The organism is Limnohabitans sp. (genome assembly GCF_023910625.1).
Lineage (GTDB): Bacteria > Pseudomonadota > Gammaproteobacteria > Burkholderiales > Burkholderiaceae_C > Limnohabitans_A.
Genome location: NZ_JAAVVW010000003.1, coordinates 179,367 through 205,524, shown reverse-complemented (window position 1 = coordinate 205,524; position 26,158 = coordinate 179,367). Strand labels below are relative to the sequence as shown.

Below are 26,158 nucleotides of genomic sequence, written 5' to 3'. Positions count from 1 at the left end.
GGGCTTGGTTCAGCCCTCGGAACGCTCGGGTACGGCGTCTTTGGGCGTGGGTGCCACAGACTTCAATTTCAGATGCAAAGCGGCTTGAGCCATCAGGTTGGCAGAAACCGGGGCGGTGAGGAACACAAAGAGCGTGATCAACAACTCGGCAATTCCAGCGCGACCCTGGAAGGCCGAGACCACCATGGACGCCACCAGCACTCCGCCTACACCCAGAGTGGATGCTTTGGTGGGGGCATGCAGGCGCATGAAAAAGTCAGGTAGGCGCACCAAACCAATGGCCCCCACCAACAAAAAGAAGGCCGCAATGACAAGGATGGCCGACACGGCCCATTCGATCAGGGGATGCATGTTGAGAACTCCATTTATTCGACCACATCGCCACGACTGAGATAACGCGCCAGTGCCACTGTCGACACAAAACCCAGCATGGCGACCAACAAAGCCGCTTCAAACAGCAAGCCGGTGTTCCAACGGATGCCCAGCAAGACGATCAGCGCCACGGCATTCAGCGACAGGGTGTCCAGCGCAAGGATGCGATCCGTCGTATCGGGACCTCGAAACAAGCGCCAGGCACACAGCACCAGGGCCAGGGTGACCGCCGCCATGGCGATCGACAGTGCGAGCTCAAGGATGTTCATGGCTTTTCTTTCTGAGCTGAGGAGATATCACTGACAGACTCAGGCCCTGAAGGGCTCAGTCCGAAGACCTTCATCAAAGGCATCTCATACCGGCTTTTCATGTCGTCGATCATGGCCTGCGCATCGTCACAATTGAGCGCGTGCACCAGAATTTCACGACGGGTCTCGCTCACCACGCAGGACACCGTGCCGGGTGTGGTGGTGATGATGCTGGCGAACAGGGCGTTGACCATGGGATGGTCTGTGGCCAGAGGCACAGGCACCCAGGCGGGCGACATGGCCTTCATGGGGCCCAGCACCAAGCGGGCGACGGTGATGTTGGACATCACAATGTCCTTGAGCACCACCAAAATCAGGGACAGCGCTACACCCCAATGGAGTTTGGCGGCCCTTCCCAGAAAAGGGTGCAGCAACCGCGGAATGATCAGCGCCATCAACAAAGCCGACAACAGGTGCACGGGGGCCAGGCTGTGTGACAAGGCCAACCAACTGACGCCCAACAAAAGAGATAAAACCGGATGGCTCAGCCAAGCAACGTGGGCGTTCCGTCCAGGTGGGGTCGATTTCATGGAGCTTCCTTTACGGGGGTTTGACGCACGCCATCGTAGGGCCGCAGCGAACGGGACTTCTCACCAGGCTCCAGGCCCAACACCGCTTTGGCGTAAGCAGAGGTATCGGCCAACTGCTGGGCGGTGGCGTCGGTGTAGCGTTTGATGGGTGAAGCCAAAACCGCCATGGCCAAAGTCAGCGCCATGAAGACCCACACCGCTGACAACAATTGCAGGCTGCTGCCCGAACCGCTCTGGGCTGCATCCGGTTCGGGTTGTGTATGCCAGAACAGGATCACCCCTGCACGGGCCAGCCCCACGATGGAGAAAAACCCCACAACCAAAACCACGGTCCACACCCAGGCCTGTGCGGGCAAGCCCGAGCTGCTCTCCAAAATCATCAACTTACCCAAAAAGCCAGGCAATGGCGGCAAACCAGCGGCTGAGGCAGCTCCAAACAACAGCATCGCGCCCAGTAAAACCGGCTCGCGCACAGCCACTGCAGGGCGCAACTTGTCAAGCGCCTGCCCTCGCTGGGCCGCCATGAGCTCCACCAACAAAAACAAACCGGCCATGACCAAGGTGCTGTGCAAGGTGTAATAGAGCGCAGCCGACAAGCTGTCACTGGTGAACAAGCCCACACAGGCCAGCAAAGTTCCCACCGATGAGACCGTGAGGTAGGCCACCAGCCGACTCATGCTGTGCGAAGCCAGCGCGCCCATGACGCCCAGCACGCTGGTGGTCAACGCCAGTGGCAGCAGCCAGTGGCCAACGGCCAGCGCCGACTCCCCTGCCCCAACCCCAAAAATGACCCAGTGCGTCCGGATGATGCTGTAGACCCCCACCTTGGTCATGATGGCAAACAAGGCCGCCACGGGGGCACTGGCAGCCGCATAGGTGCCCGGCAACCAGAAATAAAGCGGAACCAACGCCGCCTTGAGACCAAACACAACCAGCAACACCAAAGCCGCAGCTTTGGCCAACATCGCGTTTTCACCCGTCAGCTGCGCCACTTGCAAGCCCACATCGGCCATGTTGAGAGTGCCCGTGACGCTGTAGACCATGGCCAAGCCAATCAGGAACAAGCCCGAGGCCGACAGGTTGAGCACCACATAATGAATACCCATGCGAAAGCGCTCACGGCCCTGCCCATGCACCAGTAGGACATACGAGGCAATCAACAGGACCTCAAAAAACACGAACAGGTTGAACAAGTCGCCGGTCATGAACGCGCCGCACAAGCCCATGAGCTGGAACTGGAACAGCGCATGGAAATAACGCCCGCGCCCGTCCCAGCCGCCTGTCGCGTACCACAGCACTGGCACCGCCAACAAATAGGTCAACAACACCATCAAGGCCGACAGGCGATCGAGCACCATGACAATGCCAAACGGTGCAGGCCATTCGCCCAATTGGTAGACCAGCAACTCACCACTGCTGGCATGTACCACCAAGCCCACCGCCATCAGCAAACCCAACAGGACCGAAGCCAGCCCCAAGCGCCGCGCCCAGCGCTGACGGCTGTCGCCATGACCGCCACCGGCCACCTGTTGATCGCCATCTCCCAGCAACAGCAAGGCCACCGCTGTGAACACCGGCAACAAAACCGACAGCACAGGGGCGTGCTGAAGCCAAAATGAAAGCAAAGCATCGAACATCAAGCCTGCCCTCCAGGTGCGTGTACAGCATGGCCGTCAGAGCCCGTCTGGCCTGGCACTTGACCCGGCTCATGACCGTCCACATGGTCACTCCCGCTTTCATGGCGGCTGCGCAAGGCCAATTCGATCACAAAGCCGGTGGTGGCGAAACCGATCACGATGGCGGTCAGCACCAGCGCCTGTGGCAAGGGATCGACGACTGGGCCGTCTGCCACCAGGATGGGCTGGGCGTTGCTCCACAGGCGGCCCATGGCGAAGATAAAAACGTTCACGGCGTAGCCCAGCATGGAAAGGCCCAATACCACGGTGAAAGTGCGCCCGCGCAGCATCAGATAAACAGCGCAAGCGGTGACGATACCGATACCGCTGGCCAACAAAAATTCCATGCTCATAAGAAGTCCTTGGTGCGACTGAAAACGCTGAACGCAAAGGTTTTGAAGGGGGTCATGACGAAACTTTCGGGCGCGCACCGGAGGTGCCTGGCACTTCACGCGTGACAGTGCCCAGAACCGAGATGGTCAGCAAGGTCGCCCCCACCACCACCGAGTAAACACCCAGGTCAAACAGTGCAGCCGAGGCCAAAGGCAACTCACCCAAAACAGGCACCACCGGGTTGCCGTGCGCGCTGGTCAGGAAGGGTCGCCCCCACACAAAAGCCCCCACTCCGGTCAAGCCGGCAATGCCCAAACCCAAGCCAATCCACTTGACAAAGCGCCGACCCCCATGGCCATGCAACAAAAGTTCGGCCCGGGCCTGACCGATCGACATGAACTGCAAAACCAGCGCCACTGCGGTGATCAGACCGGCAATGAAACCGCCACCAGGCAGGTTGTGGCCCCGCATGAAGATGTAAATGGTGAACACCAGCGCCACCGGCAGCACCACCGAAGCCGCCACGCGCAACATCAGAGGTTGCGCCGCAAAAGTCCAGGTACGGCCATCGGTGTCTTGCAAAGGACGGCGTGTACGCATGCCCTCCATCAAGGCCAATACACCAATGGCGGCGATACCCAGCACCGTGATCTCGCCAAAGGTGTCATAACCGCGGAAGTCAACCAGGATCACGTTGACCACGTTCGAGCCGCCGCCCAATGGAATGGACTTGTCAAGGAAATACCACGAAATCGAACTGTGTTCACGGGTCAGGAAAACCCAGGTGAACCAGGCCATGCCCGCTCCCGCAGCCAGGGCTAGCGCGGCATCACGGGCACGGCGGGCCGCCGTCGATTCACGCGGAGAGTGTTGGGGCAGCAGAGCCAGGCCCATCAGCAACAGCACCGTGGACACCACCTCAACCGACAACTGAGTCAGCGCCAGATCGGGGGCTGAGAGACTGACAAAGGTCAATGAGGTCACCAGCCCCACCACGCCCACCAGAATCACCGCCTGAAAGCGTTTGTGGTGTTGTAGCGCCAGTGCCAAGCTGGCGGCAGCCAACAGCAACCAGATCGCCATGGCCAAGGGCGATGCAGGCATGAGATCGCGCGGACCGGTGCCGATGCCGCTGCCCAAGAGTGGCCAGCCCACCACCAAGACCACACCGCCCAGCATCCAGGCCACATAGCTTTGCAGCGAGCCGTTTTCCAAGCGCGTGGTGATCCGCGCCGCCAGCACAAACAGGCCATCGATCAGGCCTTCAAACATCTGACGCCCGGTGGCTCGGCCAAACCAGGCCTCGGACTCGATGCGGTGCAGGCGCTTGTTTTTGGCCAGCATCAGGTACAGCGCAATGCCCACCACCAGCGCAATCGCGCTCATGAGCAGCGGCAGATTGAAGCCGTGCCAGATGGACAAGTGGTACTCGGGCAGCGGTTTGCCCGCCAAGGCCGTGGCCGCCACATCGACCAACGGACCCAACGTGAGCGCGGGCAACACCCCCACCACGATGCACAGCGTGACCAACAAAATGGCGGGCAGTTTCATGCCCAGTGGCGGTTCGTGCGGGTGGGTGTTGGGCACATCGCCCAGCGGACCGTTGAAATACGTGTCGTGCACAAAGCGCAGCGAATAAGCCACGCTGCAGACCCCGGCCAGCGTCACCAACGCGGGCACCAACCAAGCGAACGCGCCCGACGTGCCCACCACCGCTTCGGTGAAGAACATTTCTTTGGACAAGAAGCCGTTGGTCAAAGGCACGCCCGCCATGGAGGCGGCTGCGACCATGGACAGCGTGGCCGTCCACGGCATGAGCGACCAAAGGCCGCCCAGCTTGCGCATGTCGCGCGAATGGGTTTCGTGGTCCACGATGCCCGCGATCATGAACAGCGAGGCCTTGAAAGTGGCGTGGTTGAGCACATGGAACACCGCCGCCACCGCAGCCAGTGGCGAGCCCAAGCCCACCAAAAACGTGATCAGGCCCAAGTGGCTGACGGTGGAATAAGCCAGCAAGCCTTTGAGGTCGTGCTTGAAGATGGCAATGAAGGCCGCGAACAACACGGTGATCAGGCCCACCGTGGTGACAATCGCCTCGAAATACCCCGATCCGGCCAGCACCGGGTACAGGCGCATGAGCAAGAAAACACCCGCCTTGACCATGGTGGCCGAGTGCAGATAGGCCGACACAGGCGTGGGCGCAGCCATCGCATCGGGCAACCAGAAATGGAAGGGGAACTGCGCACTTTTGCTGAATGCGCCCACCAAAATCAGCAGCAATGCAGGCAAAAACATCGGGGCGGCCTGAATCATGGCCACTTTGTCCAGCATTTCACTCAGCTCGTAGGTGCCCGCAATCTGACCCAAAAGCACAAAGCCGCCCAGCATGGCCAGGCCGCCGCCCCCGGTCACGGCCAAGGCCTGACGAGCACCGGCGCGGGCATCGGGCCGGTGGCTCCAGTAGCCCACCAGCAAGAATGACGAGACGCTGGTCAGCTCCCAAAACACCACCAACAAGAGCAAATTGTCCGAGAGCACCACGCCCAGCATGGCAGCCATGAACAGCATCATTTCGCTGTAAAACTTTCCGGCCGAATCCTTGGCGCTCAGGTAATAGTGCGCATACACAATGATCATCAGGCCGATGAACAAGATCAGGCCCGCGAACATCATCGACAGGCCGTCGAGACGGAACGTCAGGTTCAGCCCAATCTCGGGCACCCAGGGCCAGGCGTTCATCACCGTTTCGCCCGCCAGCACGGCCGGGGCCATGGACAGCAACAGGCCCAAACTGGCGGCCGTGACCGCGCCCGCCGCGCAGGCGGTCAGCAGCCGTGAGCGGGAACCCAGCCAAAACGTGGCCAAAGTGCCGAGCAAAAGTGGAAGCAGTACGATGGTGAGGAGCACGTCAGGTCTTTCAGATAAGCGGTCAATTTTATCCAGCTCATCACAACAGCCTCCTTTCAGTTCTCCGGTCGCCTTTGCGCGCAAGCTTTGCGGCCAGGGATGGGTCGATTACCTTTTTTATAAGTGTGCTTATCAAGTTCGGCGTTGGAAGCGTCGCCCCTGGAAACCATGAACTCCTCACAAAACACCCTCTCCATCCTCGTCGCAGGCGGCGGCATTGGCGGCTTGGCTGCTGCCCTCGCTTTGGTGCGCCAGGGCTTTGCCGTCACCGTGCTGGAGCAAGCCCCCGAGATCGGCGAGATCGGCGCGGGCATCCAAATTGGTCCGAACGGGTTTCATGCGTTTGACGCTTTGGGCGTCGGCGACAAGGCCCGGGGCCGTGCGGTTTACACCGACTTCATGGTCATGCACGACGCGATCGACGAGTACCAAGTGGGCAAGATCCCCACCGACGAAAAATTCCGCGAGCGTTTTGGCAACCCCTACGCCGTGATCCACCGCGCCGATGTGCATTTGTCTTTGCTCGAAGCTGCACGTGATACCGGACAAGTTCAATTTCACACCAGCACCCGGGTGGTGCGCATCGAACAAGACAACAGCAGCGTGACCGTGTGGGACCAAAACGGCAAGGCATTCAAAGGCTGTGCCTTGATCGGAGCCGATGGTGTCAAGTCGGTGGTGCGTGATCAATTTGTGGGCGACCCAGCCCGCGTCACTGGCCATGTGGTGTACCGCGCTGTGGTTGACAAAAAGGATTTTCCCGAAGACCTGCAATGGAACGCGGCCGCCATCTGGGTGGGCCCCAACTGCCACCTGGTGCACTACCCCCTGCGCGGGGGTGAGCAATACAACGTGGTCGTCACTTTCCACAGCCGCGAACAAGAAGAATGGGGCGTCAAGGACGGCAGCAAAGAAGAAGTGCAAAGCTACTTCCAGGGCATCTGCCCCAAAGACCGCCAACTGATTGACCTGCCCAAGACCTGGAAGCGCTGGGCCACCGCCGACCGCGAACCGATTGGCCAATGGACCTATGGCCGGGTGACCTTGCTGGGTGACGCCGCCCACCCCACCACCCAATACATGGCGCAAGGCGCCTGCATGGCGATGGAAGACGCTGTCACTTTGGGCGAAGCCCTGCGCACACACCAAAACGACTGGACCCAAGCGCTGGACATGTACCAGCGCGCACGCGTGGCCCGCACCGCGCGCATCGTGCTTTCGAGCCGCGAGATGGGCCGCATTTACCACGCCAAAGGGGTCGAGCGTCTGGTGCGCAATGACCTGTGGCGCGGCCGCAGCTCGGAGCGCTTTTATGATGCGATGGCATGGTTGTACGGCTGGAACGTGGGCAACTGCCTCGACGCCGCACAGCACCACTGAATGGAACGGAGACACCCCATGAACGACCTCGGACGCATCGAAGACCTGCCCCCAGACTATGTGCAAGACCTGCGCAATGTGAATCTGGTGCCGCTGTGGCCCAGCCTGCGCGGCGTGCTGCCGCCCAAAGTGCCCACGCGCCAGACCCAGCCCACCTGCTGGGCTTACAAAGACATCAAGCCCCTGCTGCTCAAAGCGGGCGAGCTGACCCCGATTGAAAAAGCTGAGCGCCGCGTGTTGGTGCTGGCCAACCCCGGCCATGGTCTGGACAAAATGCAAGCCTCTGCCGCCATGTATTTGGGCATGCAACTGCTCATGCCCGGCGAATGGGCCCCCAGCCACCGCCACACCCCCAACGCGGTGCGCATGGTGGTGGAAGGCGAAGGCGCATGGACCACGGTGGATGGCGAGAAATGCCCCATGAGCCGAGGCGACTTGATTTTGACGCCCACTGGCCTTTGGCACGAACACGGCCACGACGGCAACGACCCGGTCATTTGGCTGGATGTACTGGACCTGCCCCTGGTCTATTACATGGAGGCCAGCTACCACATCAACGGCGACCGCCAAACGGTGCAGCCTGGCCGCAGCGACCAGCAATATGCCCGAGGCGGCGTGGTGCCCAGCCACGTGTTTGACCGCAGCAAAAAGGCCTACCCCATGCTGCGCTACGCTTGGAAGGATGCCAAGGTCGCGCTCGAATCGCTGGCGTCTGACGATGCCGGTTTGGAGCCGGTGCAAGTCACTTACACCAACCCCGAAACCGGCGGTGACGCTGAAAACATCCTGGGCTTTTACGCCCTGATGCTGCGCCCTGGTCAGAGCCTGCGCTTGCCGGCGCGCTCGCCCGCCCAGGTGTTCCATGTGATCGAAGGCGCGGTGCAAGCCCAGATCGTGGCCAGCACCTTCAACCTGGCCGAAGCCGACACCTGCTGCGCGCCGGGCTACGAGGCCGTGACGCTGGAAAACCTGCGCGCCGACCAGCCCGCCTTCGTGTTCATCGCCGACGAATCGCCCCTGCACCGCAAGCTGGGTGTGTACGAAAACCGCGGTTGATTTTTCTTTCAATGGAACCCATGACTTCTTACCTCTTCACTCCACCCGCCGTCCCCTCCCTGCCCATCCGTGGCAAAAACGAGCGCTTCCCCGTTAACCGTATCTTTTGCGTCGGCCGCAACTACCACGCGCACGCCGTCGAGATGGGCCGCCCCGTCGACAAGAGCGTCGAGCAGGCGTTTTACTTCACCAAGTCGCCGCAGACCTTGGTCGAAAGCGGTGCCACAGTGACCTACCCCCCACGCACCAACAACTACCACTTCGAGATGGAACTGGTGCTGGCCATTGGCAAAGCAGGTTTTCGCGTAAGCGAAGACAACGCGCATGAACTGGTCTATGGCTAAGCCGCAGGCCTGGACATGACGCGCCGCGACCTGCAACTGGTGGCGCGCGACAAGGGTCGCCCCTGGGACACGGGCAAGGACATCGAGCAAGGCTCGGTCTGCTCCGAGATCTTGCCCAAGCCCGGCGTGGTCATCGAAAGCGGTGCGATTGCGTTGGAAGTGAATGGCCAGACCAAACAGTCGTCCAACGTGGACAAGCTGATCTGGAACATCCGCGAAATCATCGCCGACCTATCCACCTATTACCACCTGCAACCCGGCGATTTGATTTACACCGGCACGCCCGAAGGCGTGGGCGCGGTGTTGCCGGGTGACAAAATCACTGGCCGCGTGGAAGGCGTGGCCGAAGTGGCGCTCACCATCGGCGCTGCGGAATAATGCAATCCCCCGCACACGCTTTTTTTCTGGCGTTTGCCCGCCCCTGAACAGGACCTCACCATGAAGCTCTACAACTTTTTCCGCAGCGGCACCAGCCACCGCCTGCGCATTGCCCTGAACCTCAAAGGCATCGCCACAGACTACGTGGCAGTGGACCTGCGGGTCGATGAACAACAAAACGACGCCTTCAAAGCGGTCAACCCCCAACAAATGGTGCCCGCCCTGGACACCGGCGACAAGGTGTTGATCCAGTCACCTGCCATCATCGAATGGCTGGAAGAAAAGTACCCCAACCCCGCCTTGCTCCCCGCAGGAACCGATGAGCGTGCCCATGTGCGCGCACTCGCGGCCATCGTGGGCTGCGACATCCACCCCATCAACAACCGCCGAATTTTGCAAACCCTGCGCAAGCAGTTCGGGGCCAACGAAGACGCCATCAACGCTTGGTGCGGTCACTGGATCAGTGAAGGCTTTGACGCCTACGAAGCCTTGATTGGTGCCGACAAAACACGCGGGCGTTTCAGCTTTGGAGACACGCCTACGCTGGCCGATGTGTATTTGATTCCGCAGGTCGAAAGCGCGCGCCGCTTCAAAGTGGACTTGTCACGCTGGCCGCTGATCAGTGCCATCGACAAGGCTTGCGGCGAACTGGAGGCGTTCAAAAAGGCCGTCCCCATGGCTCAACCGGACGCCTGAAATCGACCATCAGGGTGTGTGTCACACTCATCCCCCCAAGCCCATCGCCCACGGGGTGGGCTCCTACAACACAAGCTTCACGCGGCAAACACCTCAGTATCAACTTCGCTGTTGGCCTGCGCGCTGTAGCGGTTACCGGCCACCGTGTTCTGGTTGATCAACGCATCCAGGCGCGCCAACAAGCCCGCATCCAGTTTCACATCCACCGCCGTCAGGTCATCGCGCAGGTGGTCCACCGAGGTGGTGCCGGGGATCGGGATGATGTCTTCGCCCTGGTGCAGCAGCCAGGCCAGTGCCAGCTGCGAGGGGCTGCAGCCGGCCTCTTGCGCGAGCGCGTGGTAGGCGGGCAAGAGCTTCAGGTTGGCGGCGTAATTCTCGGGGGTGAAGCGCGGCATGCTGCGGCGGATGTCCTTGGCGTCGAAAGCGGTCACGTCCAAAGGCGCACCGCACAAAAAGCCCCGCGCCACCGGGCTGAAAGCCACAAAGGCCACACCCAGTTCGCGGCAGGCCTGCAGCACCGCGATCTCGGGGTTGCGCGTCCACAGCGAATACTCGGTTTGCACGGCAGCAATCGGGTGCACCGCGTGCGCTTTGCGCAGCGTGCTGGCCGACACCTCCGACAAGCCAATCGTCTGGATCTTGCCTTGGCGCACCAGGTCACTCAAAGCGCCCACGCTGTCCTCGATGGGCACTTTTTTGTCCCAACGGTGCAGGTAATACAGGTCGATCACCTCGGTCTGCAAACGGCGCAAAGAATCCTCACAGGTCTTTTTGATCGTCTCGGGGCGGCAATCGATCACCCGCACCTTGCTGCCATCGCTTTGTTCCACACCTTGCATGCCGCATTTGCTGGCTAGGGTGAACCGGTTGCGGTGCGGCTTCATGACCTGGCCCACCAAAGTCTCATTGGCCCCAAAGCCATACAGGGCAGCGGTGTCGAAAAAAGTCACGCCTTGGTCCAGGGCTGTGAGCAGCACGCGTTCGCCCTGCTGGGCTGAAACGGGCGGACCATAAGCATGGCTGAGGTTCATGCAGCCCAGGCCGATGGCGCTGACGGAGAAGGAGGCGATTTGGCGGTTTTTCATGGCGCTATCTTATAGTTTCAGCCGCCAGTATTTGGCAAGGACTGTGCGACGGGTTCTCGTCCCCCGTCGGGCCTGTACGGCCCGATAGCCATTTTTTTGTGCAGCGTGATCTTCATGAGGCGGTGGCGCATTGAAGATGTCGGACCTGAAGGCGCCGACCTACAAAGACCGACAGCCCATCGCGTTGGCGCGACACGCCCCCGTAGGTCGGGCCTTTATGGTCCGACGGCCATCACTTCGCGGAGCGACATTTTCAAACAGCGGTGGTGAACAACGTCGGACCTGCAGGCGCCGACCTACAAAGACCGACAGGCCATTGCGTTGGCGCGACACGCCCCCGTAGGTCGGGCCTTTACGGTCCGACGGCCATCCCTTCGCGGAGCGACATTTTCATGAGGCGGTGGTGAACAACGTCGGACCTAAAGGCACCGACCTACAAAGACCGATGCATTGCGGAGGCGCGATACGCCCCGTAGGTCGGGCCTTTACGGTCCGACATTTCATCTTTTCGCGAAGCGACATTTTCAAAAAAACCGGTGTGCGCACCTCGCCCACGGGGTGGGCTCCTACGAAAAACAGAGCCTTGAGAAAACTTTGGATAAGCCCCATCACATGCGCCACACGCCAAACCAGCGCAGCAGCGCTTTTTCGAGTTCGATCACCAGGAACAAGGCGCAGGCCAGTGCGCCAATCACGGCCCAACTGTTCAAGCTCAGGGCGCGGGTCTGGAACACCGCCTGCATGAAAGGGGCGTAGGTGAACAGCAACTGCACCGCCACCATCAGCAAGCTCACCACGATGGCCACCGGGTTGCCCTTGAAGGTTTCCAGACGAAAGGCCGAGCGGGTGAAGTGGCGCGCATGAAACAGGTAGAACAGCTCGCTGACCACCAGCATGTTCACCGCAGCGGTGCGCGCCATCTCCAGGCTGCTGCCGCGCGAGAGCTCCCACTCGAACACCGAAAACGTGACCGCCACCATGAGCAAACTGACAAACACCATGCGCAGCACCAAAGGCCGGGTCAGCAAGGGCTCGGTCGGTGGGCGCGGGCCGTGGCGCATCACGCCCTCCTCGCCGGGCTCGAAGGCAAAAGCCAGCGACAAGGTGACCGCCGTGATCAGGTTGACCCACAAAATCTGCCCCGCCGTGACCGGCAAGGCCACACCCAAAAAAATAGCCAGCAAGATCACACCCGCCTCGCCGCCGTTGGTGGGCAGGGTGAACAACAGGGTTTTCTTGATGTTGTCAAACACCACCCGGCCCTCGCGCACAGCACGGGCAATGGTGGCGAAGTTGTCGTCCGTCAGCACCAAGTCCGAAGCCTCACGCGCCGCGTCCGTGCCCTTGTGGCCCATGGCCACGCCCATGTTGGCCGCTTTCAGGGCCGGGGCGTCGTTCACCCCGTCGCCGGTCATGGCCACCAGATGCCCCTGCGCCTGCAGGGCGTGCACCAGGCGCAGCTTGTGCACGGGGCTGGCGCGGGCAAACACATCGGTGTCGCGCACCCGGTTTTTCAGGGCTTCGTCGTCCATGGCCTCGATGTCTTCGCCCGTCAGCGTGTGGCTGGTGGCCAGGCCCAGTTGTGCGCCAATGGCCGCTGCCGTGAGGGCGTGGTCGCCGGTGATCATCTTCACGCGGATGCCCGCCCACTGGCATTCGGCCACCGCCGCCATGGCCTCGGGCCGGGGCGGGTCGATGATGCCCACCAGGCCCAGCAACTCAAAGCGCGGGGTGATGTCGGCCATGCTCAGTTGGCGGGTGCCACCCGGCATGCGGCATTGGGCCAGGGCCAGCACGCGCTGGCCTTGCGCAGCGGCGTCGGCCACGGCCGCTTGCCAGTGCGCCCCATCCAGCGGCTGGCCGCCGCTGTGGGTGCACAAGCGCAGCACCACTTCGGGCGCACCCTTGAGCAGCACCTCGGGGTCAGCCGCATCAGCCCAAGCCTGCACCAGCACCGCCATGAAGCGGTGCTCCGACTCAAACGGAATCACATCCAGACGGCGCACAGCGCTCAGCAGCTCGGCGCTCAGGCCCGCCTTGTGCGCCAGTGTCATCAAAGCGCCCTCGGTCGGGTCGCCCACCATGCGCCAGACCCCGGCTGCACGGCTTTCTTCAGCCTCAGTTTCTGCGCCCACAGCACCGGGCGTTCGCGCAAGTTGGGCTTGCGCATTGGCCGGGGCCTGCAGCTCAATGCGCGCCTCGTTGCACAAGCCCGCACAGCGGGCCAGGGCCAGCAGCTGCGGCGTGTGTGCGGGCTGCACAGCGGTGTCGCCTCCCCAAAAGCCGCCCAGCGGCGCATAGCCCGCACCCGTCACGCGCAAGCGCTGACCGGGCAAAACCAAATGCACAGCGGTCATCTCGTTTTGGGTCAGGGTGCCGGTTTTGTCCGAGCAAATCACGCTCACCGAACCCAGCGCCTCCACCGCAGGCAAGCGCCGCACGATGGCGTGTTGACGGGCCATTCGGCGCGTGCCAATGGCCAGCAAGACCGTGACGATGGCGGGCAGCCCCTCGGGGATCGCAGCCACCGCCAGGCCCACCACCGCCATGAACAATTCCTGCGCCGGCAAATGCGCGGCCCAATAGCCATAAGCAAAAGACACCGCCCCCACCCCCACGATGAAGGCCGTGATCTGGCGGGCAAACTGGTCGAGCCTGCGCGTCAGCGGCGTGACCAGCGCCTGAACGCCACCCACCAGGGTGCCAATTTGCCCGATCTCGGTGCGCGCCCCTGTGGCCACCACCACGCCCATGCCCTGCCCCGTGGCCACCAGCGTGCCCGAATACGCCATGCACAGGCGGTCGCCCATGGGCGCAGGGGCCAGCACGGCTTCGGTGTGTTTGCTCACCGGCACCGACTCGCCCGTGAGCGCCGCTTCGGTGATGCGCAGGTTCTTGCAACGCAGCAGGCGCACATCGGCCGGCACCTTGTCGCCCGATTCGAGCAGCACCAGATCGCCCGGCACCAGTTCCCCTGCATCCACCGGCTGGCGCGCACCCGCGCGCCACACGTTGGCGCGGCTGGCCAGCAGGCCACGCACCGCGTCCATGGCTTTTTCGGCTTGGCCCTCTTGCACAAAGCCGATCAAGGCATTGATCAGCACCACCGCCAAAATCACCAGCGCATCCACATGGAACTGCAGCGCCAAGGTCACGCCCCCGGCGATCAACAAGACATAAATCAGCGGGTTGTGAAACTGCAGCAAAAAACGCCGCCAGGCAGGCACGCCCTGCATGGCGGGCAACCGGTTGTGGCCGTACGTGCGCAGCCGCTGCGCCACGGCCTCGGATGACAGGCCTTGCACCGGGTCCACCGCCAGCGCCTGCAGCACCTGCTCGGCACTTTGCGCGTGCCATTCTGCACTGGGCTCAGGCCCAGTCACAGGCGTGTTCACTGACGAACGATGGTCGTTTGATGGCCCACCCGACACGCCTCAGGCTTTCAAAATCATCACCGGCACAGGCGACTGCGCCAGCACCTTTTGCGCCACACTGCCCAGCAGCAGGGCCGACACACCGCCTCGCCCACGCGAGCCCAGCGCAATCAGGTCGCAGCCCAATGACTGCTGCGCCTCCAAAATGCCTTTGAGCACCGAGGCGCTCTCCAGCGTCGCGCTTTGAAAAGGTACCTTCAGGGCCTCGCATTGGCTGCGCAACACCCCCAGATGCTGCTCGGCCCAAGCCGCCGCCTCTTGGCTGTGGGCCTGCTGGCCCAGGGTCGAGGCCTGGCCCACGCCTGCGTACAGATAAGGGTCGATCACCATCAGGCCACAAACCTGCGCGCCCTGACATTGCGCCAACTCAATGACCAATCGAGCCGCGGCCAAAGCGGCATCGGAACCATCGATGGGCAACAAAATTTTCTTGAACATGGTGACAACGCCTTTCGGTAAATCAAAAAATCCATCCTATGGACTTGCCGCAACCAGCGTCTTGACGCAAGTCATTCAAATCGCAAGTTGCCCGCCCATCAAGACGGCCAAGCTCCGGGGGCCGTCCCTGCATCGGCACTTTGAAATGACCAGTGTCCGCTCTGCGGCCCTGCGCTCGTGGTGTCTTCGCTCACATCGATCAGCACCATGCGGTTTTCCACGCCCCACTCGTCGGCTGTGGCATCGATTCGCACACACATGGCTCTGCGGTGTGCCGTGGCCGTCAACTCCACAAGACAGTAACGGCGACATTGCCCTTTCAGTACCTCTTGGTGAAATTGTGCAAAGGAAGCCTGCGATGAGACCTCCAGAAAATCCGAAAACAGATGGTTCTGGCACTGTGAGCGCTGAATGTCCAGAAGGATTGCACCTGCCAAATTGGTCTGCAACACACGGCCCTGCGCATCAAGCGTGACAAAACCGACCGGCGCAAAGTCATAGGCATCCACGTACTTTTGCAAGTCAGATGCCGCAGAGTCGTCATCCTCACTCGGCATACCATAGGGCGTAAAAACCACACCCGTATCAACAGATTCCCGCGATGCCACAGCGGGGACATGACCGTCATTTTGTCGGCCCAAATGAGCCAACTGCTGCAAATACCGCTGCGACTCCAATTGGCTGCGCGCATGGCACTCACAAGCCATGGTGCTCAATCCAACGGTGTCTTTCAGGGTGATTCTCCCCCGATGGTTGTCGATCCAACCCGCGGCCTGAAAGCGACCCGCCGCCTGCGTGACCGATTCACGACGTACCCCCAACATGTGCGAAATGGTTTCGTGCGTCACACGCAGCTCCCGCGTATTGGCTCCTTGTGCGTTGTTCAGTAACCAGTGTCCCAAACGCTCGGACACGGCATGGTGACGACTGCATACGATGCTTTGCGCCATCTGGGCCATCTGCCGCTGCACATAAAGCAAAGCCATTTGATGCAAGCGCCCTTGCGTGCGCAGTTGACGCAAAAAATCATCGGCACCGATTCGCAGCGCCTGCCCACCACACTGCACCTGCACCGTGTGTTGCATGGTCATACCGCCCAGAACCAATGGCACACCGATCAGACCATCGCGGCCGACCAGAGCCAACTCGGCCGATTCCCCTTCAGCAGTGTGCGACACCCAGGTGAGGCTGCAATTGATCGGGAAATAGACGTGCTGCAAGGCCTTACCTGGCTGAACAATGACCTGACCCGACGCCAGCGTCACGCGCTCGAGATAGGGTGCCAGCGCAGCCTGCTCGGGCGGCGATAAGGTCGCCAAAATCAAATTCTCGCCTATACACCATGACTTCGTGGGCGGAGTTTTAGCAGTTGACCAGCCAAAACCCTGTTGCTTCTTGTGGCCAGTCTCCAACGGCTGATGCATCAGCGACTGAAAATCCGACCCGTTGATCAAGCTGGCGGGATCATGAGCGCTTGGGGTGATGGGGTTGGTGTTCCACATGTCTGACTCCATTGTTCGAGGCCGCTGCAACCATTGCAGCAAGTGCCATGGCCCAATGCTCCTGCTTTGGCGCAGCGGCGTCGATTGATCGAAAGATCTGTTTGCCTAGACCTTGGGGCCTACACCCTGAAGGTTCATGGACGGCACAGCCAGCGGGTGCCGCCCTAGAAATTGAGCCGCCAGAACCTTGCATCGGCGCTGTCCCCGGTGGCGCTGCCAGGCTCGGGCATGCCTGAGCCTCTTCAATTTCATAGAAGAACCCAACGCTCAAATCGCATCTGCTGAACGCACCCTGAATGCGCCAATGACGAACGCATGTGTCCGTTATTTGCATCACCGACTGCACCACAGAGGCTGTTCAACACCAATGTGCGCCCGCGCTATGGGCTGGTGTGCGCTGGACCGCTGAGCGAAAAGCAAGGTTCGGCGACGATGAACTTTCTTTGACACCAAAAAAACCTCATGCCTGCTCGCCCCCGGATTGATCGATTTGCCTGCTCCTTGACCCTGGACAAACAGACCAGGGAGCTCGGACCGGTGGTGGTGCATAACACCGTGGTCATGCCCCAAGTGCCGACCAGCGTGCGCGATCAACAGGCCACAAACGCCATGCCAGCCCATGCTGCCCAAGAGCTGCGACAACAGCTCAAGTTGGCTACCGGCGTTTTCCATGTGTCAGCACACAAGCTCCCCGCACCAGGACACGCATTTTTATCCAGATGCCCCCCGGAGGCCGCCACGCCCACCGCTGAACTCTGATTTACAGGAGCACTGCACATGAGCACTTATCTGGTCTGCACCGGAACGCGCCGCGAAATCATCAAAATGGCCCCGGTTCATCGTCTGCTCAAAGAACGAGGTGAGACCGTACAGGTGCTGCACACTGGCCAACATGATGAAATGGCGCAAAGCCTTTACCGCTTCTTCGACATGGGACCTGACCACCAGATTCAGTTGTCAAGGACATTTTCGGGTTTGTCCCAGTTCACAGCCGAATTGATGCAATGCATTGACCAGGTTGTTGCCCAGTCCAGACCGGATGTGGTGCTTGTCCAGGGCGACACTTCCAGCGCTTTGGTCGGAGCCATGACCGCCTATTTCAGGGACATCCCCGTGGCGCACATTCAGGCCGGTTTACGCACTTGGCAAAACGACCCTTTTCCAGAAGAAAAACACCGGGAAATCATTGGCCGTTTGGCCCACTGGCACTTTCCGTCCACCCCCGACGCCTGCGACAAGCTGTTGCGCGAAGGGGTGCAGCGAAGGCACATCCATGAGGTGGGCAACACCGTGATCGATGCCGCGCTGTGGGTTCAGCAGCTCAGGTCCGCAGGACGCCAGCGCAGCGACTACCCTGCCGCTGTGCAGCAGATGATGGCCACCTATCCTGGTGCGCCGTTGCTCCTGGTGACGGCACATCGGCGTGAAAACTGGGGGCGTCCTATCCAACACATCGCTGCTGCTGTGGGGGCATTGCTCAAGGTCAACCCGGCCCTGGTCGTGGTCTGGCCTCAACACCCCAACGCCGACGTGCGTCAAGACATCGCTTTGGGCCTGGCCGGACTGGCACCCGATTGCCTGCAACGAATTTGCCTGACCGAGCCCTTGGCCTACCCGGCCTTGATTGGCCTGCTCGCCGACAGCCATTTTTGCTTGACAGACTCGGGCGGCATTCAGAAAGAGGCCTCTGCCCTGAAAAAGCCTGTGCTCATCACAAAGCCAAGCACCGCAAGGCACGCGTTGGTGGATGCGGGTGGGGCGCTCTTGGTGGGCTCCGACCCGCATGCAATTGTTGACCAAGCCAGCACTTTGTTGCGTGACCCCGACCTCTACCGGGTCATGCAAGGCAGCCCATGCCCTTTTGGAGATGGTCACTCGGCCGAGCGGATAGTCGATGTGCTGACAGGGAAACTGAATGACGACACAAGTTGGCATACGGCCCATCCATGGCCTGCACGATCCCGGGGAATGGGCACCCACTGAAAGCGGACACATGGCGCCACTGCTTACAACCCCCTCATTGCGTGCCTGGCGAGCCAGATTTTGGATTGCCTGTTGGTGCAGCTCGACCTGTGCCATGGTACGCGCTCTGAGCACACGACCATCACTGCAACATGCGGTGATTTACACCACACAAAACAGCCTGAGCGATTTGATTCTGATCACCAGCCTGGGGCTGGGCCAATACCGATCACCGCTGGACTCCACGCACGACAAGATCAGACCGGGTTTTCAAGCCACCACAGAACACCTTCGGCGCATCACTGACTGGGGCCCGACTGGGGCCCGACTGGGGCCTGCGGGACCGCATTGGGAACCACAAGACCCCCTTTGACAAGCGCGCTGGTCTTTACAACGGCGTTTTCAAGCACTGGCCATGACACGCAGCAGCCCGAGACCCAGCACCGCTTGCATGCCCGGCCAACCTGCCATACACGCTGGCGCGCTGCCACTCGATACCCTGTAGCCAATCCTCAAGGAGAACGACCATGACCCAGCCGATTGCCATGATCCTTCAGCGTGCCCCACTCCAATCCACCCACTTCATGCCGCTGGATCCGGCGCACACCCATTTCAGCCACGGCCCTCACAGCCACACTGCATCACCACCCCGCGTGGCTGTGCTGCACCATGGCCATGTGGACAACCACCACGCCTTGCGTGCACAACTGCAAGAGCGAGGCTACCCCTTCCAAACCCACAGTGACGGTGAACTCATCGCACACCTGATCGACGCCATTCACCCGGGCAACCCCCTGCAAGCCGTGCACCGCGCACTGGCCCTGCTGCAAGGCCAAAGCACTTTCGCTGTGCAATTTCAGGACCAACCCCAACGCCTGATCACGGCACAGTCAGGCACTGCTCAAACACCCAGCCAAGTCATCGACCTGAGGGCCTGAGGTGTACAGATCGCCTTATCCAGATTCAGCGGAACAGGCTAGGTGGTGACACCACGCCGTAATTGGGTCCCACACCGCCCGAGGCTATGGGCGGACAGGTGTTGCTCATCTGTACTTCGATGAATTTTTTGTTGCCGCCATCGGCGCTCAAAATCTTCAAGCAAGCGAACCCGGTGATGGTGGCGTTGGTGCCAGACACCACTTGGTCCAGCACAGGCATCACCACCGTGCTGCAAGGGTAAATTTTGTCAACCATGCATTTTTCGACGGCTTTATAAAGGCTGGTTTTGGAACCCGAATCCATGAATACCTGGTCACCGATGGACAACATTGGCGGTGGTGGCTCGAACAGTTCCTTGTCATGCGCCAAGATTTGGTCGATGGTGTTGGCGCCTTTGCCTGAAAAGTTCAATGCCGTCCATTGGCCCGAGTCGCAATTGTCATAGTGGTACAGCGATCCGATCTTGAACACATAGGGTTTGCCCGTCTTGGGATCGTTTATGGGCGCTGGGGGTTGGGCCGCCATATTCCAGAACTTTTGGTACATGCATTGCGACATGGCCAACGGAAAAGTCCAAACTGGCTCGGCCCGGACTGGTGACCCCGGCCACGGCTGTGGCCTGCAAAGGCACGGTGAATGTGCCCAAAATGCCCGCCAAAAAAGTGCGCACCGGGCCATCGTTTTGCCCTTGGGCTTTGTGCACAGTCACTTGCACGGCGGGTGCGTCGTTGGCCGTCGGTGTCATGGGCAAGGCTTGCACGCCGGTGGCGGGCGTGACCAGATTCCAGTAGCCAGTTTGCACCTGCCCCTGGGTGAGTTGAATTCCCTTTGCAAGGTTCAGGGCAATTGCCGCTTGCGCTTGAGCATGTGCAAGGCTCCAGTCCGTGCTGCCGGTGGGGCTGTTGTACAGGGCACGTGCCCCAGCCAGTGCGGCAGCATCGGCGTCGTTTTGCAGTTCGTTGCGCACCACATGCAAATGAGCCATGTCCACAGCCAATGCAGCGGCCCCCACCAGGACCGGCAGGGTCAGGGCCACAAGCAAGGTGACAGCGCCCTTTTGCATGGGCGTGTGTTGACGATTTCCCAACGGGCTGCGCCACCTGGCCACTGCTGTGAATTGGCGACAGGGTTCCTTGTGCATAACTTGGCCTTTCATTCGTAAACCATCACGGTGCGGGCATTCATGACCCAGGGCTGGCCCAGGGTGCCCAGCAGGCGGCCCAAACCCAAGCCTTGAAAGGTGTAGCTGACCGAGACGATCAGGGTCGCATTGGTGCCCAGCAAGCCTTGGTTGATGGTTACCACGGGCAGCACTCTGGTTTGACCAAAATCGACTACCGCATTTTGTGTGTAAGCCTGCACGACTTGACGAATTTCGGCCTCGCTCAGCGGTGGGTTACGCGCCACGATGCCCGCTCGTGCACCCTCACGACTGGCATTTGTGATGACGGCTTTGTCATACATCGCCAGGCTGCCTTCGATGGTGCCCAAGAGCAAGATCAAAAGCATCGGCAAGATCAACGCGAACTCAACGGCAGCAGCACCGCCTTGCTGTTTGCAAGCTGCCGCCCGCCCCAATACCAACCTGCGGAGCTTGGGCATTGAGCCAGTGGCGCAAGCCCTCCGAGGCCTGTTTAACGATGCGGATGATGGTGGTATTTCGTCCAATCTGAAGGGCATCGGAAAGCTCCTGAATCGGTCATGAATGACCCGTTGCAAAAGCCTCACCTTACGCACAGCAGCTTGCGAACTCGGTGCGGCTTCACACACCCAAAAAAAATTTTGGAATTTTCATCACTAAGTGCTTTAACACACCGACCCGGTCGTGCATTTTTCTTAAATTGCAGATTCGGTGCTGAGATACCAGGGCCGATGCAAAGCCTGACCCACAACGGATGGATGTTTGAAAAGACGTTCGACCATGAGGGAGTGGGCTTGAAGTCTACGTCAATCATGTTCATTCAGGAGTTTTCATCATGACCAATTTTTTCAAAGCTTTACAAACGTTCTGGGCCGACGAAGAGGGTGCCACCGCCATCGAATACGGCCTGCTGGCTTCACTGATTTCAGTTGCGATCATCGTCCCCGTCGGTTTGGTAAGAGATGATTTGGTGGGCATTTTCAATGCGATTGCTGCCGCGTTGTAAAGCCTAAAAATCAGCACTGTTGATGCCATTTTGAAAGCCGCCATGCCCTTGACGCTGTTTGATATCGTCAGCCTGACAGCCCTGGCAGTCATGTTGGGGACTGCCATCTGGCACGACGCGTTGGCCCGGCGCATTCCCAATACCTTGGTGTTGTGGGGCGCAGCGACAGCTTTGGGGCTGTCACTGTCTTCTCACGGCAACGGCTTGGGCTCGGCTTTGGCCGGGGGCATGGTGGGCTTTCTCGGGTTTTGGTTGCTTTATTTGTTGCGCATGGTGGGCGCTGGCGATGTCAAGTTGGCCGCTGCCACGGGCTTGTTTGTGGGCTACCCCGACATGCTGTGGGTCAACCTGTTGATTTTGGCCACTGGCGGTGTGTTGTCCATCGTGTGGGCGCTGAGCACGGGGCAGTTGGGCTCGGTAATGCGCAACCTGCAGTCCGGCATGCTGATGTGGTGGCTCACCCGCCAACACGGCGCTGTGGACCAGCCGTCAACCTTCCCGGTCAGTCGCACCCGCATGCCTTATGCCGTGGCCATTGGCATGGGGACGGCACTGCATGTGTTCAACACCTGGCCTGCCACTTGATTTCTCGACACTTCAAGGATCACTTTTCATGAGAAACATTCGTCCCCTGGGTGTGCTGACGCTGGCCCTATTGCTGGGTTTGGCGGCTGCGGCCTTTGCGGCCAGTTGGCTGCAAAAGCAAGGATCCGAAGCCACCATCCAAGTGCTGGTAGCCACGCGCGATTTACAAATGGGCACCCGCCTGCAGCCCGACATGCTGGAAACCGTGAGCTGGCCCAAAGCGGCACTGATTCAGGACCCGCTGACCTCCTTGGACCAGGCGCAAGACCGGGTCATCCAGACGGCGGTTTGGCGAGGCGAGCCTTTGCTGATGAATAAACTGGCCCCGATCGGCGAAAAAGGAGGTTTGTCTTCCGTACTCGCGCAAGGGCAACGCGCCATCACCGTCAAAGTCAATGAAATCGTGGGTGTTGCCGGCTTTGCCTTGCCCGGCAACTATGTGGACGTGATGGTCAACACACAGGACACTCAAAGCCAACCCGTCTCGAAAATCGTGATCGAAAGAATCCAGGTTCTGGCTGTGGCCCAGGATGTCTCAAGCAATGAGTACAAACCCAGGGTGGTCAATGCCGTGACCTTGCAAGTGACGCCCCAACAAGCCGAGCAAATCGATCTGGCCCGCAGCGTGGGCACCCTGTCATTGGTGCTGCGCAGCCAAAGTGACCAGCACAGTGTGGTGACCATGGGAGCGAGAAAACTCGACTTTTTGCCCAGTCTGGCGCTGCCAACGCCCCCTCCACCTGCCCCCAAGACCGCAACACGCAGAAAAGCGCTTGCGCCGGACCCCTTCCTAACGGCCCCACCAGCACCTGAGCCTGCTCGTTTTGAAATCATCCGCGGCCTGTCGTTGTCACAGGACTGATCCCACGTCGAACAGATCTGCGCATTGGCTGAATGCCCACGCTGCAAAACCCCGATTTATCAACCCTCCCCAGAGAGTGCCATGCCTGCTCAACAACCGACTCCCCATAGCCCCCGCTGGATGCCCTCGGCTTCGCCTCAGTGGTCTCTTCAGTCTGCACTTTGCACTGCGCTGCTCAGCACTCTCAGTTTGTGGCCAGCGGTGACAGGGGCAGCCCCATCCGCCACCCCCTCTGTAGCCAGCAAGCCCAACCCCCGCAGTGGTGCACAGATTTCAGGACAGCCCGAGATCCAGACCCAAGGTCCGGTTCAGATCGCGCCGCCCTTGCGCTTGACGGCGGGCAAGTCCATGCTGCTTCAATTGCCCGAGAACGCTGCTCGCATGTCGGTGGGCAACCCCGATGTGGCCGATGTGGTGCTGATCAACCCGCGCGAGATCTACCTGCTGGGCAAAAAAACCGGCTTGACCAATTTGCTGGTTTGGACAGCCCAGGGCAGAACCACTTTGAGAGATATTGCCGTAGGAGCCGACACCGAAGCCCTGCACGCCAAGCTGCAAGAGTACGTGCCCAGCGCCGAAAACCTGAGGGTGGACAGCATGGCCGACAGCTTGGTGCTGAGCGGCCGGGTCGCTGATGGCATGAAGGTGCAACGCCTGATGGCCTTGACCCAGGCCTTCCACGGGAGCGCCAAGATCATCAACCTGTTGCGTGTGCACGGCACACAACAGGTGATGCTCGAAGTCAAAGTGGCCGAGGTCTCCAAAACCCTGCTCGATGAACTGGGGGTGGACGTCAACCTGACCCGCACCTTCGGCAACACCTCGGTCAACCTTTTGTCGCAATTGCTGAGTGCCGGATCGACCGCACTGACCGCCGGGCGCGCCAACGGGCTGACCACCGTCACGTTGACCGCAGAGATGAAAAAAGGTTTGGTCAAGGTACTGGCCGAGCCCACCATCACGGCCGTGAGCGGGCAAGAAGGTTCATTCTTGGCGGGCGGCAAAATTTACATCCCCGTCCCGCAAACCAATGCTGCGGGAGGCACCGCCATCACGTTGCAAGAAAAAGAGTTTGGCGTAGGCCTGAAGTTTTTACCCACGGTGCTGGAAGACGGTCTCATCAATTTACAGGTGACCCCCGAGGTGTCCGAGTTGTCCCAGGTGGGTACCGTGGTCAAAGGCTTGGGTAACCAAAGCAGCTTGTTGCCCACCATCACCACCCGACGGGCCTCCACCACGGTGCAACTGCGCGATGGCGAGAGTTTTGCCATTGGCGGTCTGGTCAAGAACAACGTGACCCAGACCATCAAGGCTTTTCCCGTGCTGGGTGAATTGCCCATCCTGGGTGCACTGTTTCGCAGCACCGCTTTTCAGACCGACAAATCGGAGCTGATCTTTGTGGTCACGCCTCGGCTGGCCAAAGTCCTGCCCCCTGACTACGTTTTGCCCACCGACACCTATGTACCGCCCACCCGCAGAGAGTATTTCTTTCAGGGCCGAGTAGAAGGCAAGCCACCGACGCCCGTTCCCGCTGCCTCGGTTGATGAGACCGCACCGATCACCGATTAACCCTGGAGCCGACCATGCCCACTGACTTCACTCTCTCGCGCATCTGGCTCCTGGGCCTGTGCTGTTCTGCACTGGCCGCCTGCCAATCGCCCCCCACCCAAGTTGATCAGTACTTTGGCTTGTCGGTGCAACAAGCCCAGGTTCAGCAAACCCAAAATTTGCCAATGGCCACCTGCGCAATCTGGCGTCCGCACAGCGAGTGCATGGGCGCAGCGCAGGGTGGACACCATCGCTCCAGGCCGGATGCCCAGCAGACCCCCAGGGACAGCGATGGAGAAATCGCCCAGTCGGCCATTCTGCGCTACCAGGAGAGCTTTACCTCTCCCACGAACGCAGGCACCGGACCGTCGGTGGGCTCAGGCTCATTGATCAAGCGCTGAAAGGCTGTCGATGCTCATCCACCTCCTTACCTCCAACGCCACGCTGCTCGCTCAGTGGCGCAGCATCATCACCCCATTGGGCTTGACCTTGGGCAGTGGCCCACTGCGATCACCTGGGCAGAGTCTGTCCTCATTGCTTGCAGGGCTGGCGCACGCACAACCCCAAGACCTTTTGCTGCTGGAACACCCTGCACAAACCTCTGAGCAAGACCTGCGGGACCTGGACCACTGGCTGCGCACCCGGCCCCTGCTGAATGTTTTGCTGCAAAGCGAAGACAACAGCCCGGCATTGCTTTTGCAGGCCATGAAGGCCGGAGTGCGCGAAGTCTTGCCCTCGACCACGACACCGCAGGATCTGGCCTTGAGCCTGCAACGCTGGGCCGAGCGGCTGGCTGCGCAGCCTCACGAAGCGCCCCAAGCCCGGGCGACCAAGTCCTCGGAAACCGCCGCAGAAGCCTCCCCCCTCCGTCCACCGGGTCGGCTGGTGGCCTTCATGGGCTGCAAAGGAGGCAACGGCACCAGCTTTCTGTCTGCCAACATGGCCCACATCATGGCCACGGAATTCGATCACAAATGCGCCTTTGTTGACCTGGACCTCCAGTCGGGTGACGCCTCTTTTTATCTGAGCAGTGGTGCCAACAAAAACACGATCAGTGACCTCACGCGCCAAATCGACCGTCTGGATGCGCAGCTCCTGTCGAGTTGCCTGTATGCCTGTCACGCCACGCCTGAACCTGCTGGCTGCACCCCATACCTTGGACAAGGGCATGACCATCAGCGCACAAGACATCGAAAAGGTGCTCAATTTGGTACGCAGCCAGCATGACCATGTGGTGGTCGACCTGCCGCGAACACTGAATGCGCTGTCGCTCAAGGTCCTGGATTTGGCGGATGTGGTCTACATCGTGATGCAAAACCAAACACCGGATGTTCGCGATGCCCAAAGACTGGTCAAGAACTTGCTGTCACTGGGACTGAATGAGCACAAGCTGCGGCTGCTGGTCAACCGCTACGAACCCGACGGCTGGGTCAGCCTGCCCGAGCTGGAAAAAGCCGTCGGTCTGCCGGTCCACCAGACCATCCCCAACAAACGCCAATGGGTGGATGAATCACTGCATACCGGTCAACCGCTGTCGGCGGTGCACGATCACAACACCGTCATGAACGCCCTGCGACAGACCAGCGCTGCATTGCTGGACATCACCCCCACCCGGCAACGCCACTGGCTGCAGCGCTGGATGGGCCAAACCGCCTGAAGCCATGCCCATGCCATGG

At 60.4% G+C, this 26,158-nt stretch carries 26 protein-coding genes and 1 pseudogene; 14 read left to right on the top strand and 13 right to left on the bottom strand.

Translation table 11 applies throughout. The annotated features are described in order from the left end of the window. Positions 1–9: 9 nt before the first annotated feature. The 6 genes from HEQ17_RS03875 to HEQ17_RS03850 are packed head-to-tail and all read right to left on the bottom strand — an operon-like array spanning position 10 to position 6,126. Positions 10–351 (bottom strand): Na+/H+ antiporter subunit G, encoded by a 342-nt coding sequence (locus tag HEQ17_RS03875; protein WP_296291375.1) that lies wholly within the window; start codon positions 349–351, stop codon positions 10–12. Between the two features lie 14 nt (positions 352–365). Beyond that, the gene (locus tag HEQ17_RS03870) at positions 366–641 is read right to left on the bottom strand and encodes a K+/H+ antiporter subunit F (protein WP_296291374.1); all 276 of its coding nucleotides are present in this window, start codon (positions 639–641) and stop codon (positions 366–368) included. Continuing rightward, the gene (locus HEQ17_RS03865) at positions 638–1,210 is read right to left on the bottom strand and encodes a Na+/H+ antiporter subunit E (protein WP_296291373.1); all 573 of its coding nucleotides are present in this window, start codon (positions 1,208–1,210) and stop codon (positions 638–640) included. Before HEQ17_RS03865 ends, HEQ17_RS03870 begins: the two co-directional genes overlap by 4 nt. Beyond that, the gene (locus HEQ17_RS03860; RefSeq protein ID WP_296293671.1) at positions 1,207–2,847 is read right to left on the bottom strand and encodes a monovalent cation/H+ antiporter subunit D; all 1,641 of its coding nucleotides are present in this window, start codon (positions 2,845–2,847) and stop codon (positions 1,207–1,209) included. The genes HEQ17_RS03865 and HEQ17_RS03860 overlap by 4 nt, the downstream gene beginning before the upstream one ends. Continuing rightward, positions 2,847–3,233 (bottom strand): Na+/H+ antiporter subunit C, encoded by a 387-nt coding sequence (locus HEQ17_RS03855; RefSeq protein ID WP_296293670.1) that lies wholly within the window; start codon positions 3,231–3,233, stop codon positions 2,847–2,849. Before HEQ17_RS03855 ends, HEQ17_RS03860 begins: the two co-directional genes overlap by 1 nt. A 58-nt stretch (positions 3,234–3,291) precedes the next feature. After that, positions 3,292–6,126, bottom strand: coding sequence for a monovalent cation/H+ antiporter subunit A (locus tag HEQ17_RS03850; RefSeq protein WP_296291372.1), 2,835 nt, complete (start codon positions 6,124–6,126; stop codon positions 3,292–3,294). 168 nt (positions 6,127–6,294) lie between these two features. Here HEQ17_RS03850 and HEQ17_RS03845 point away from each other — a divergent pair, with 168 nt between their 5' ends. From HEQ17_RS03845 to maiA, 4 genes and pseudogenes are all read left to right on the top strand, one after another. Further along, entirely contained in the window at positions 6,295–7,506 is a 1,212-nt protein-coding gene (locus HEQ17_RS03845) for a 3-hydroxybenzoate 6-monooxygenase (protein WP_296291371.1), read from the top strand. Between the two features lie 18 nt (positions 7,507–7,524). Beyond that, positions 7,525–8,562 carry a cupin domain-containing protein gene (locus HEQ17_RS03840; protein WP_296291370.1) on the top strand — a complete coding sequence of 346 codons (1,038 nt, stop codon included), beginning with the start codon at positions 7,525–7,527 and terminating at the stop codon, positions 8,560–8,562. A gap of 20 nt (positions 8,563–8,582) precedes the next feature. After that, positions 8,583–9,284 (top strand): annotated as a pseudogene (locus HEQ17_RS03835) (fumarylacetoacetate hydrolase family protein). A 60-nt stretch (positions 9,285–9,344) separates the two neighbouring features. Next, on the top strand, positions 9,345–9,980 hold the full coding sequence (gene maiA / locus HEQ17_RS03830) for a maleylacetoacetate isomerase (RefSeq protein WP_296291369.1): 636 nt from the start codon (positions 9,345–9,347) through the stop codon (positions 9,978–9,980). 77 nt (positions 9,981–10,057) lie between these two features. On the opposite strand, the gene HEQ17_RS03825 is transcribed toward maiA, so the two are convergent. From HEQ17_RS03825 to HEQ17_RS03810, 4 genes are all read right to left on the bottom strand, one after another. After that, entirely contained in the window at positions 10,058–11,065 is a 1,008-nt protein-coding gene (locus HEQ17_RS03825) for an aldo/keto reductase (protein WP_296291368.1), read from the bottom strand. 608 nt (positions 11,066–11,673) lie between these two features. Beyond that, positions 11,674–14,460: an HAD-IC family P-type ATPase gene (locus HEQ17_RS03820; protein ID WP_296291367.1), complete on the bottom strand. Its 2,787-nt coding sequence runs from the start codon at positions 14,458–14,460 to the stop codon at positions 11,674–11,676. Between the two features lie 39 nt (positions 14,461–14,499). After that, the gene (locus HEQ17_RS03815) at positions 14,500–14,937 is read right to left on the bottom strand and encodes a universal stress protein (protein WP_296291366.1); all 438 of its coding nucleotides are present in this window, start codon (positions 14,935–14,937) and stop codon (positions 14,500–14,502) included. 98 nt (positions 14,938–15,035) lie between these two features. Continuing rightward, positions 15,036–16,256 carry a helix-turn-helix domain-containing protein gene (locus HEQ17_RS03810; RefSeq protein ID WP_296291365.1) on the bottom strand — a complete coding sequence of 407 codons (1,221 nt, stop codon included), beginning with the start codon at positions 16,254–16,256 and terminating at the stop codon, positions 15,036–15,038. 645 nt (positions 16,257–16,901) lie between these two features. Between HEQ17_RS03810 and HEQ17_RS03805 the strand changes: the two genes are divergently transcribed. The 3 genes from HEQ17_RS03805 to HEQ17_RS03795 all read left to right on the top strand — a co-directional run bounded on the left by HEQ17_RS03805 (position 16,902) and on the right by HEQ17_RS03795 (position 19,339). Beyond that, the gene (locus HEQ17_RS03805) at positions 16,902–17,198 is read left to right on the top strand and encodes a hypothetical protein (RefSeq protein ID WP_296291364.1); all 297 of its coding nucleotides are present in this window, start codon (positions 16,902–16,904) and stop codon (positions 17,196–17,198) included. Between the two features lie 18 nt (positions 17,199–17,216). Next, positions 17,217–18,422, top strand: a complete 1,206-nt coding sequence (gene wecB, locus HEQ17_RS03800) for a non-hydrolyzing UDP-N-acetylglucosamine 2-epimerase (RefSeq protein ID WP_296291363.1) — start codon at positions 17,217–17,219, stop codon at positions 18,420–18,422. Positions 18,423–18,928: 506 nt separating this feature from the next. Further along, complete coding sequence (locus tag HEQ17_RS03795; protein ID WP_296291362.1) at positions 18,929–19,339, top strand: hypothetical protein; 411 nt, start codon at positions 18,929–18,931, stop codon at positions 19,337–19,339. A gap of 25 nt (positions 19,340–19,364) precedes the next feature. On the opposite strand, the gene HEQ17_RS03790 is transcribed toward HEQ17_RS03795, so the two are convergent. From HEQ17_RS03790 to HEQ17_RS03780, 3 genes are all read right to left on the bottom strand, one after another. Continuing rightward, positions 19,365–19,811 (bottom strand): hypothetical protein, encoded by a 447-nt coding sequence (locus tag HEQ17_RS03790; protein WP_296291361.1) that lies wholly within the window; start codon positions 19,809–19,811, stop codon positions 19,365–19,367. Beyond that, on the bottom strand, positions 19,780–20,403 hold the full coding sequence (locus HEQ17_RS03785) for a TadG family pilus assembly protein (protein ID WP_296291360.1): 624 nt from the start codon (positions 20,401–20,403) through the stop codon (positions 19,780–19,782). The genes HEQ17_RS03790 and HEQ17_RS03785 overlap by 32 nt, the downstream gene beginning before the upstream one ends. Before the next feature lie 89 nt (positions 20,404–20,492). After that, positions 20,493–20,942 carry a TadE/TadG family type IV pilus assembly protein gene (locus HEQ17_RS03780; protein WP_296291359.1) on the bottom strand — a complete coding sequence of 150 codons (450 nt, stop codon included), beginning with the start codon at positions 20,940–20,942 and terminating at the stop codon, positions 20,493–20,495. Positions 20,943–21,316: 374 nt separating this feature from the next. Between HEQ17_RS03780 and HEQ17_RS03775 the strand changes: the two genes are divergently transcribed. From HEQ17_RS03775 to HEQ17_RS03745, 7 genes are all read left to right on the top strand, one after another. Continuing rightward, positions 21,317–21,487, top strand: a complete 171-nt coding sequence (locus HEQ17_RS03775) for a Flp family type IVb pilin (RefSeq protein ID WP_296291358.1) — start codon at positions 21,317–21,319, stop codon at positions 21,485–21,487. Positions 21,488–21,529: 42 nt separating this feature from the next. Then, positions 21,530–22,072, top strand: a complete 543-nt coding sequence (locus HEQ17_RS03770; RefSeq protein ID WP_296291357.1) for a prepilin peptidase — start codon at positions 21,530–21,532, stop codon at positions 22,070–22,072. 28 nt (positions 22,073–22,100) lie between these two features. Further along, positions 22,101–22,934 carry a Flp pilus assembly protein CpaB gene (cpaB, locus tag HEQ17_RS03765; protein WP_296291356.1) on the top strand — a complete coding sequence of 278 codons (834 nt, stop codon included), beginning with the start codon at positions 22,101–22,103 and terminating at the stop codon, positions 22,932–22,934. 81 nt (positions 22,935–23,015) lie between these two features. Further along, positions 23,016–24,503: a type II and III secretion system protein family protein gene (locus HEQ17_RS03760; protein ID WP_296291355.1), complete on the top strand. Its 1,488-nt coding sequence runs from the start codon at positions 23,016–23,018 to the stop codon at positions 24,501–24,503. 14 nt (positions 24,504–24,517) lie between these two features. Continuing rightward, positions 24,518–24,883, top strand: coding sequence for a hypothetical protein (locus tag HEQ17_RS03755; RefSeq protein ID WP_296291354.1), 366 nt, complete (start codon positions 24,518–24,520; stop codon positions 24,881–24,883). Positions 24,884–24,893: 10 nt separating this feature from the next. Then, positions 24,894–25,709, top strand: coding sequence for a hypothetical protein (locus tag HEQ17_RS03750; RefSeq protein WP_296291353.1), 816 nt, complete (start codon positions 24,894–24,896; stop codon positions 25,707–25,709). Further along, on the top strand, positions 25,651–26,139 hold the full coding sequence (locus tag HEQ17_RS03745; RefSeq protein WP_296291352.1) for a hypothetical protein: 489 nt from the start codon (positions 25,651–25,653) through the stop codon (positions 26,137–26,139). Before HEQ17_RS03750 ends, HEQ17_RS03745 begins: the two co-directional genes overlap by 59 nt. The last annotated feature ends 19 nt before the right edge of the window (positions 26,140–26,158 follow it).

Bases quoted from the DNA above. Each gene is read 5' to 3' on its own strand.
- HEQ17_RS03875 (WP_296291375.1), bottom strand. From the start codon at position 351: ATGCATCCCCTGATCGAATGGGCCGTGTCGGCCATCCTTGTCATTGCG.
- HEQ17_RS03870 (WP_296291374.1), bottom strand. From the start codon at position 641: ATGAACATCCTTGAGCTCGCACTGTCGATCGCCATGGCGGCGGTCACC.
- HEQ17_RS03865 (WP_296291373.1), bottom strand. From the start codon at position 1,210: ATGAAATCGACCCCACCTGGACGGAACGCCCACGTTGCTTGGCTGAGC.
- HEQ17_RS03860 (WP_296293671.1), bottom strand. From the start codon at position 2,847: ATGTTCGATGCTTTGCTTTCATTTTGGCTTCAGCACGCCCCTGTGCTG.
- HEQ17_RS03855 (WP_296293670.1), bottom strand. From the start codon at position 3,233: ATGGAATTTTTGTTGGCCAGCGGTATCGGTATCGTCACCGCTTGCGCT.
- HEQ17_RS03845 (WP_296291371.1), top strand. From the start codon at position 6,295: ATGAACTCCTCACAAAACACCCTCTCCATCCTCGTCGCAGGCGGCGGC.
- HEQ17_RS03840 (WP_296291370.1), top strand. From the start codon at position 7,525: ATGAACGACCTCGGACGCATCGAAGACCTGCCCCCAGACTATGTGCAA.
- maiA (WP_296291369.1), top strand. From the start codon at position 9,345: ATGAAGCTCTACAACTTTTTCCGCAGCGGCACCAGCCACCGCCTGCGC.
- HEQ17_RS03825 (WP_296291368.1), bottom strand. From the start codon at position 11,065: ATGAAAAACCGCCAAATCGCCTCCTTCTCCGTCAGCGCCATCGGCCTG.
- HEQ17_RS03815 (WP_296291366.1), bottom strand. From the start codon at position 14,937: ATGTTCAAGAAAATTTTGTTGCCCATCGATGGTTCCGATGCCGCTTTG.
- HEQ17_RS03805 (WP_296291364.1), top strand. From the start codon at position 16,902: ATGCCTGCTCGCCCCCGGATTGATCGATTTGCCTGCTCCTTGACCCTG.
- wecB (WP_296291363.1), top strand. From the start codon at position 17,217: ATGAGCACTTATCTGGTCTGCACCGGAACGCGCCGCGAAATCATCAAA.
- HEQ17_RS03795 (WP_296291362.1), top strand. From the start codon at position 18,929: ATGACCCAGCCGATTGCCATGATCCTTCAGCGTGCCCCACTCCAATCC.
- HEQ17_RS03785 (WP_296291360.1), bottom strand. From the start codon at position 20,403: ATGCAAAAGGGCGCTGTCACCTTGCTTGTGGCCCTGACCCTGCCGGTC.
- HEQ17_RS03780 (WP_296291359.1), bottom strand. From the start codon at position 20,942: ATGCCCAAGCTCCGCAGGTTGGTATTGGGGCGGGCGGCAGCTTGCAAA.
- HEQ17_RS03775 (WP_296291358.1), top strand. From the start codon at position 21,317: ATGACCAATTTTTTCAAAGCTTTACAAACGTTCTGGGCCGACGAAGAG.
- HEQ17_RS03770 (WP_296291357.1), top strand. From the start codon at position 21,530: ATGCCCTTGACGCTGTTTGATATCGTCAGCCTGACAGCCCTGGCAGTC.
- cpaB (WP_296291356.1), top strand. From the start codon at position 22,101: ATGAGAAACATTCGTCCCCTGGGTGTGCTGACGCTGGCCCTATTGCTG.
- HEQ17_RS03760 (WP_296291355.1), top strand. From the start codon at position 23,016: ATGCCTGCTCAACAACCGACTCCCCATAGCCCCCGCTGGATGCCCTCG.
- HEQ17_RS03755 (WP_296291354.1), top strand. From the start codon at position 24,518: ATGCCCACTGACTTCACTCTCTCGCGCATCTGGCTCCTGGGCCTGTGC.
- HEQ17_RS03750 (WP_296291353.1), top strand. From the start codon at position 24,894: ATGCTCATCCACCTCCTTACCTCCAACGCCACGCTGCTCGCTCAGTGG.
- HEQ17_RS03745 (WP_296291352.1), top strand. From the start codon at position 25,651: ATGACCATCAGCGCACAAGACATCGAAAAGGTGCTCAATTTGGTACGC.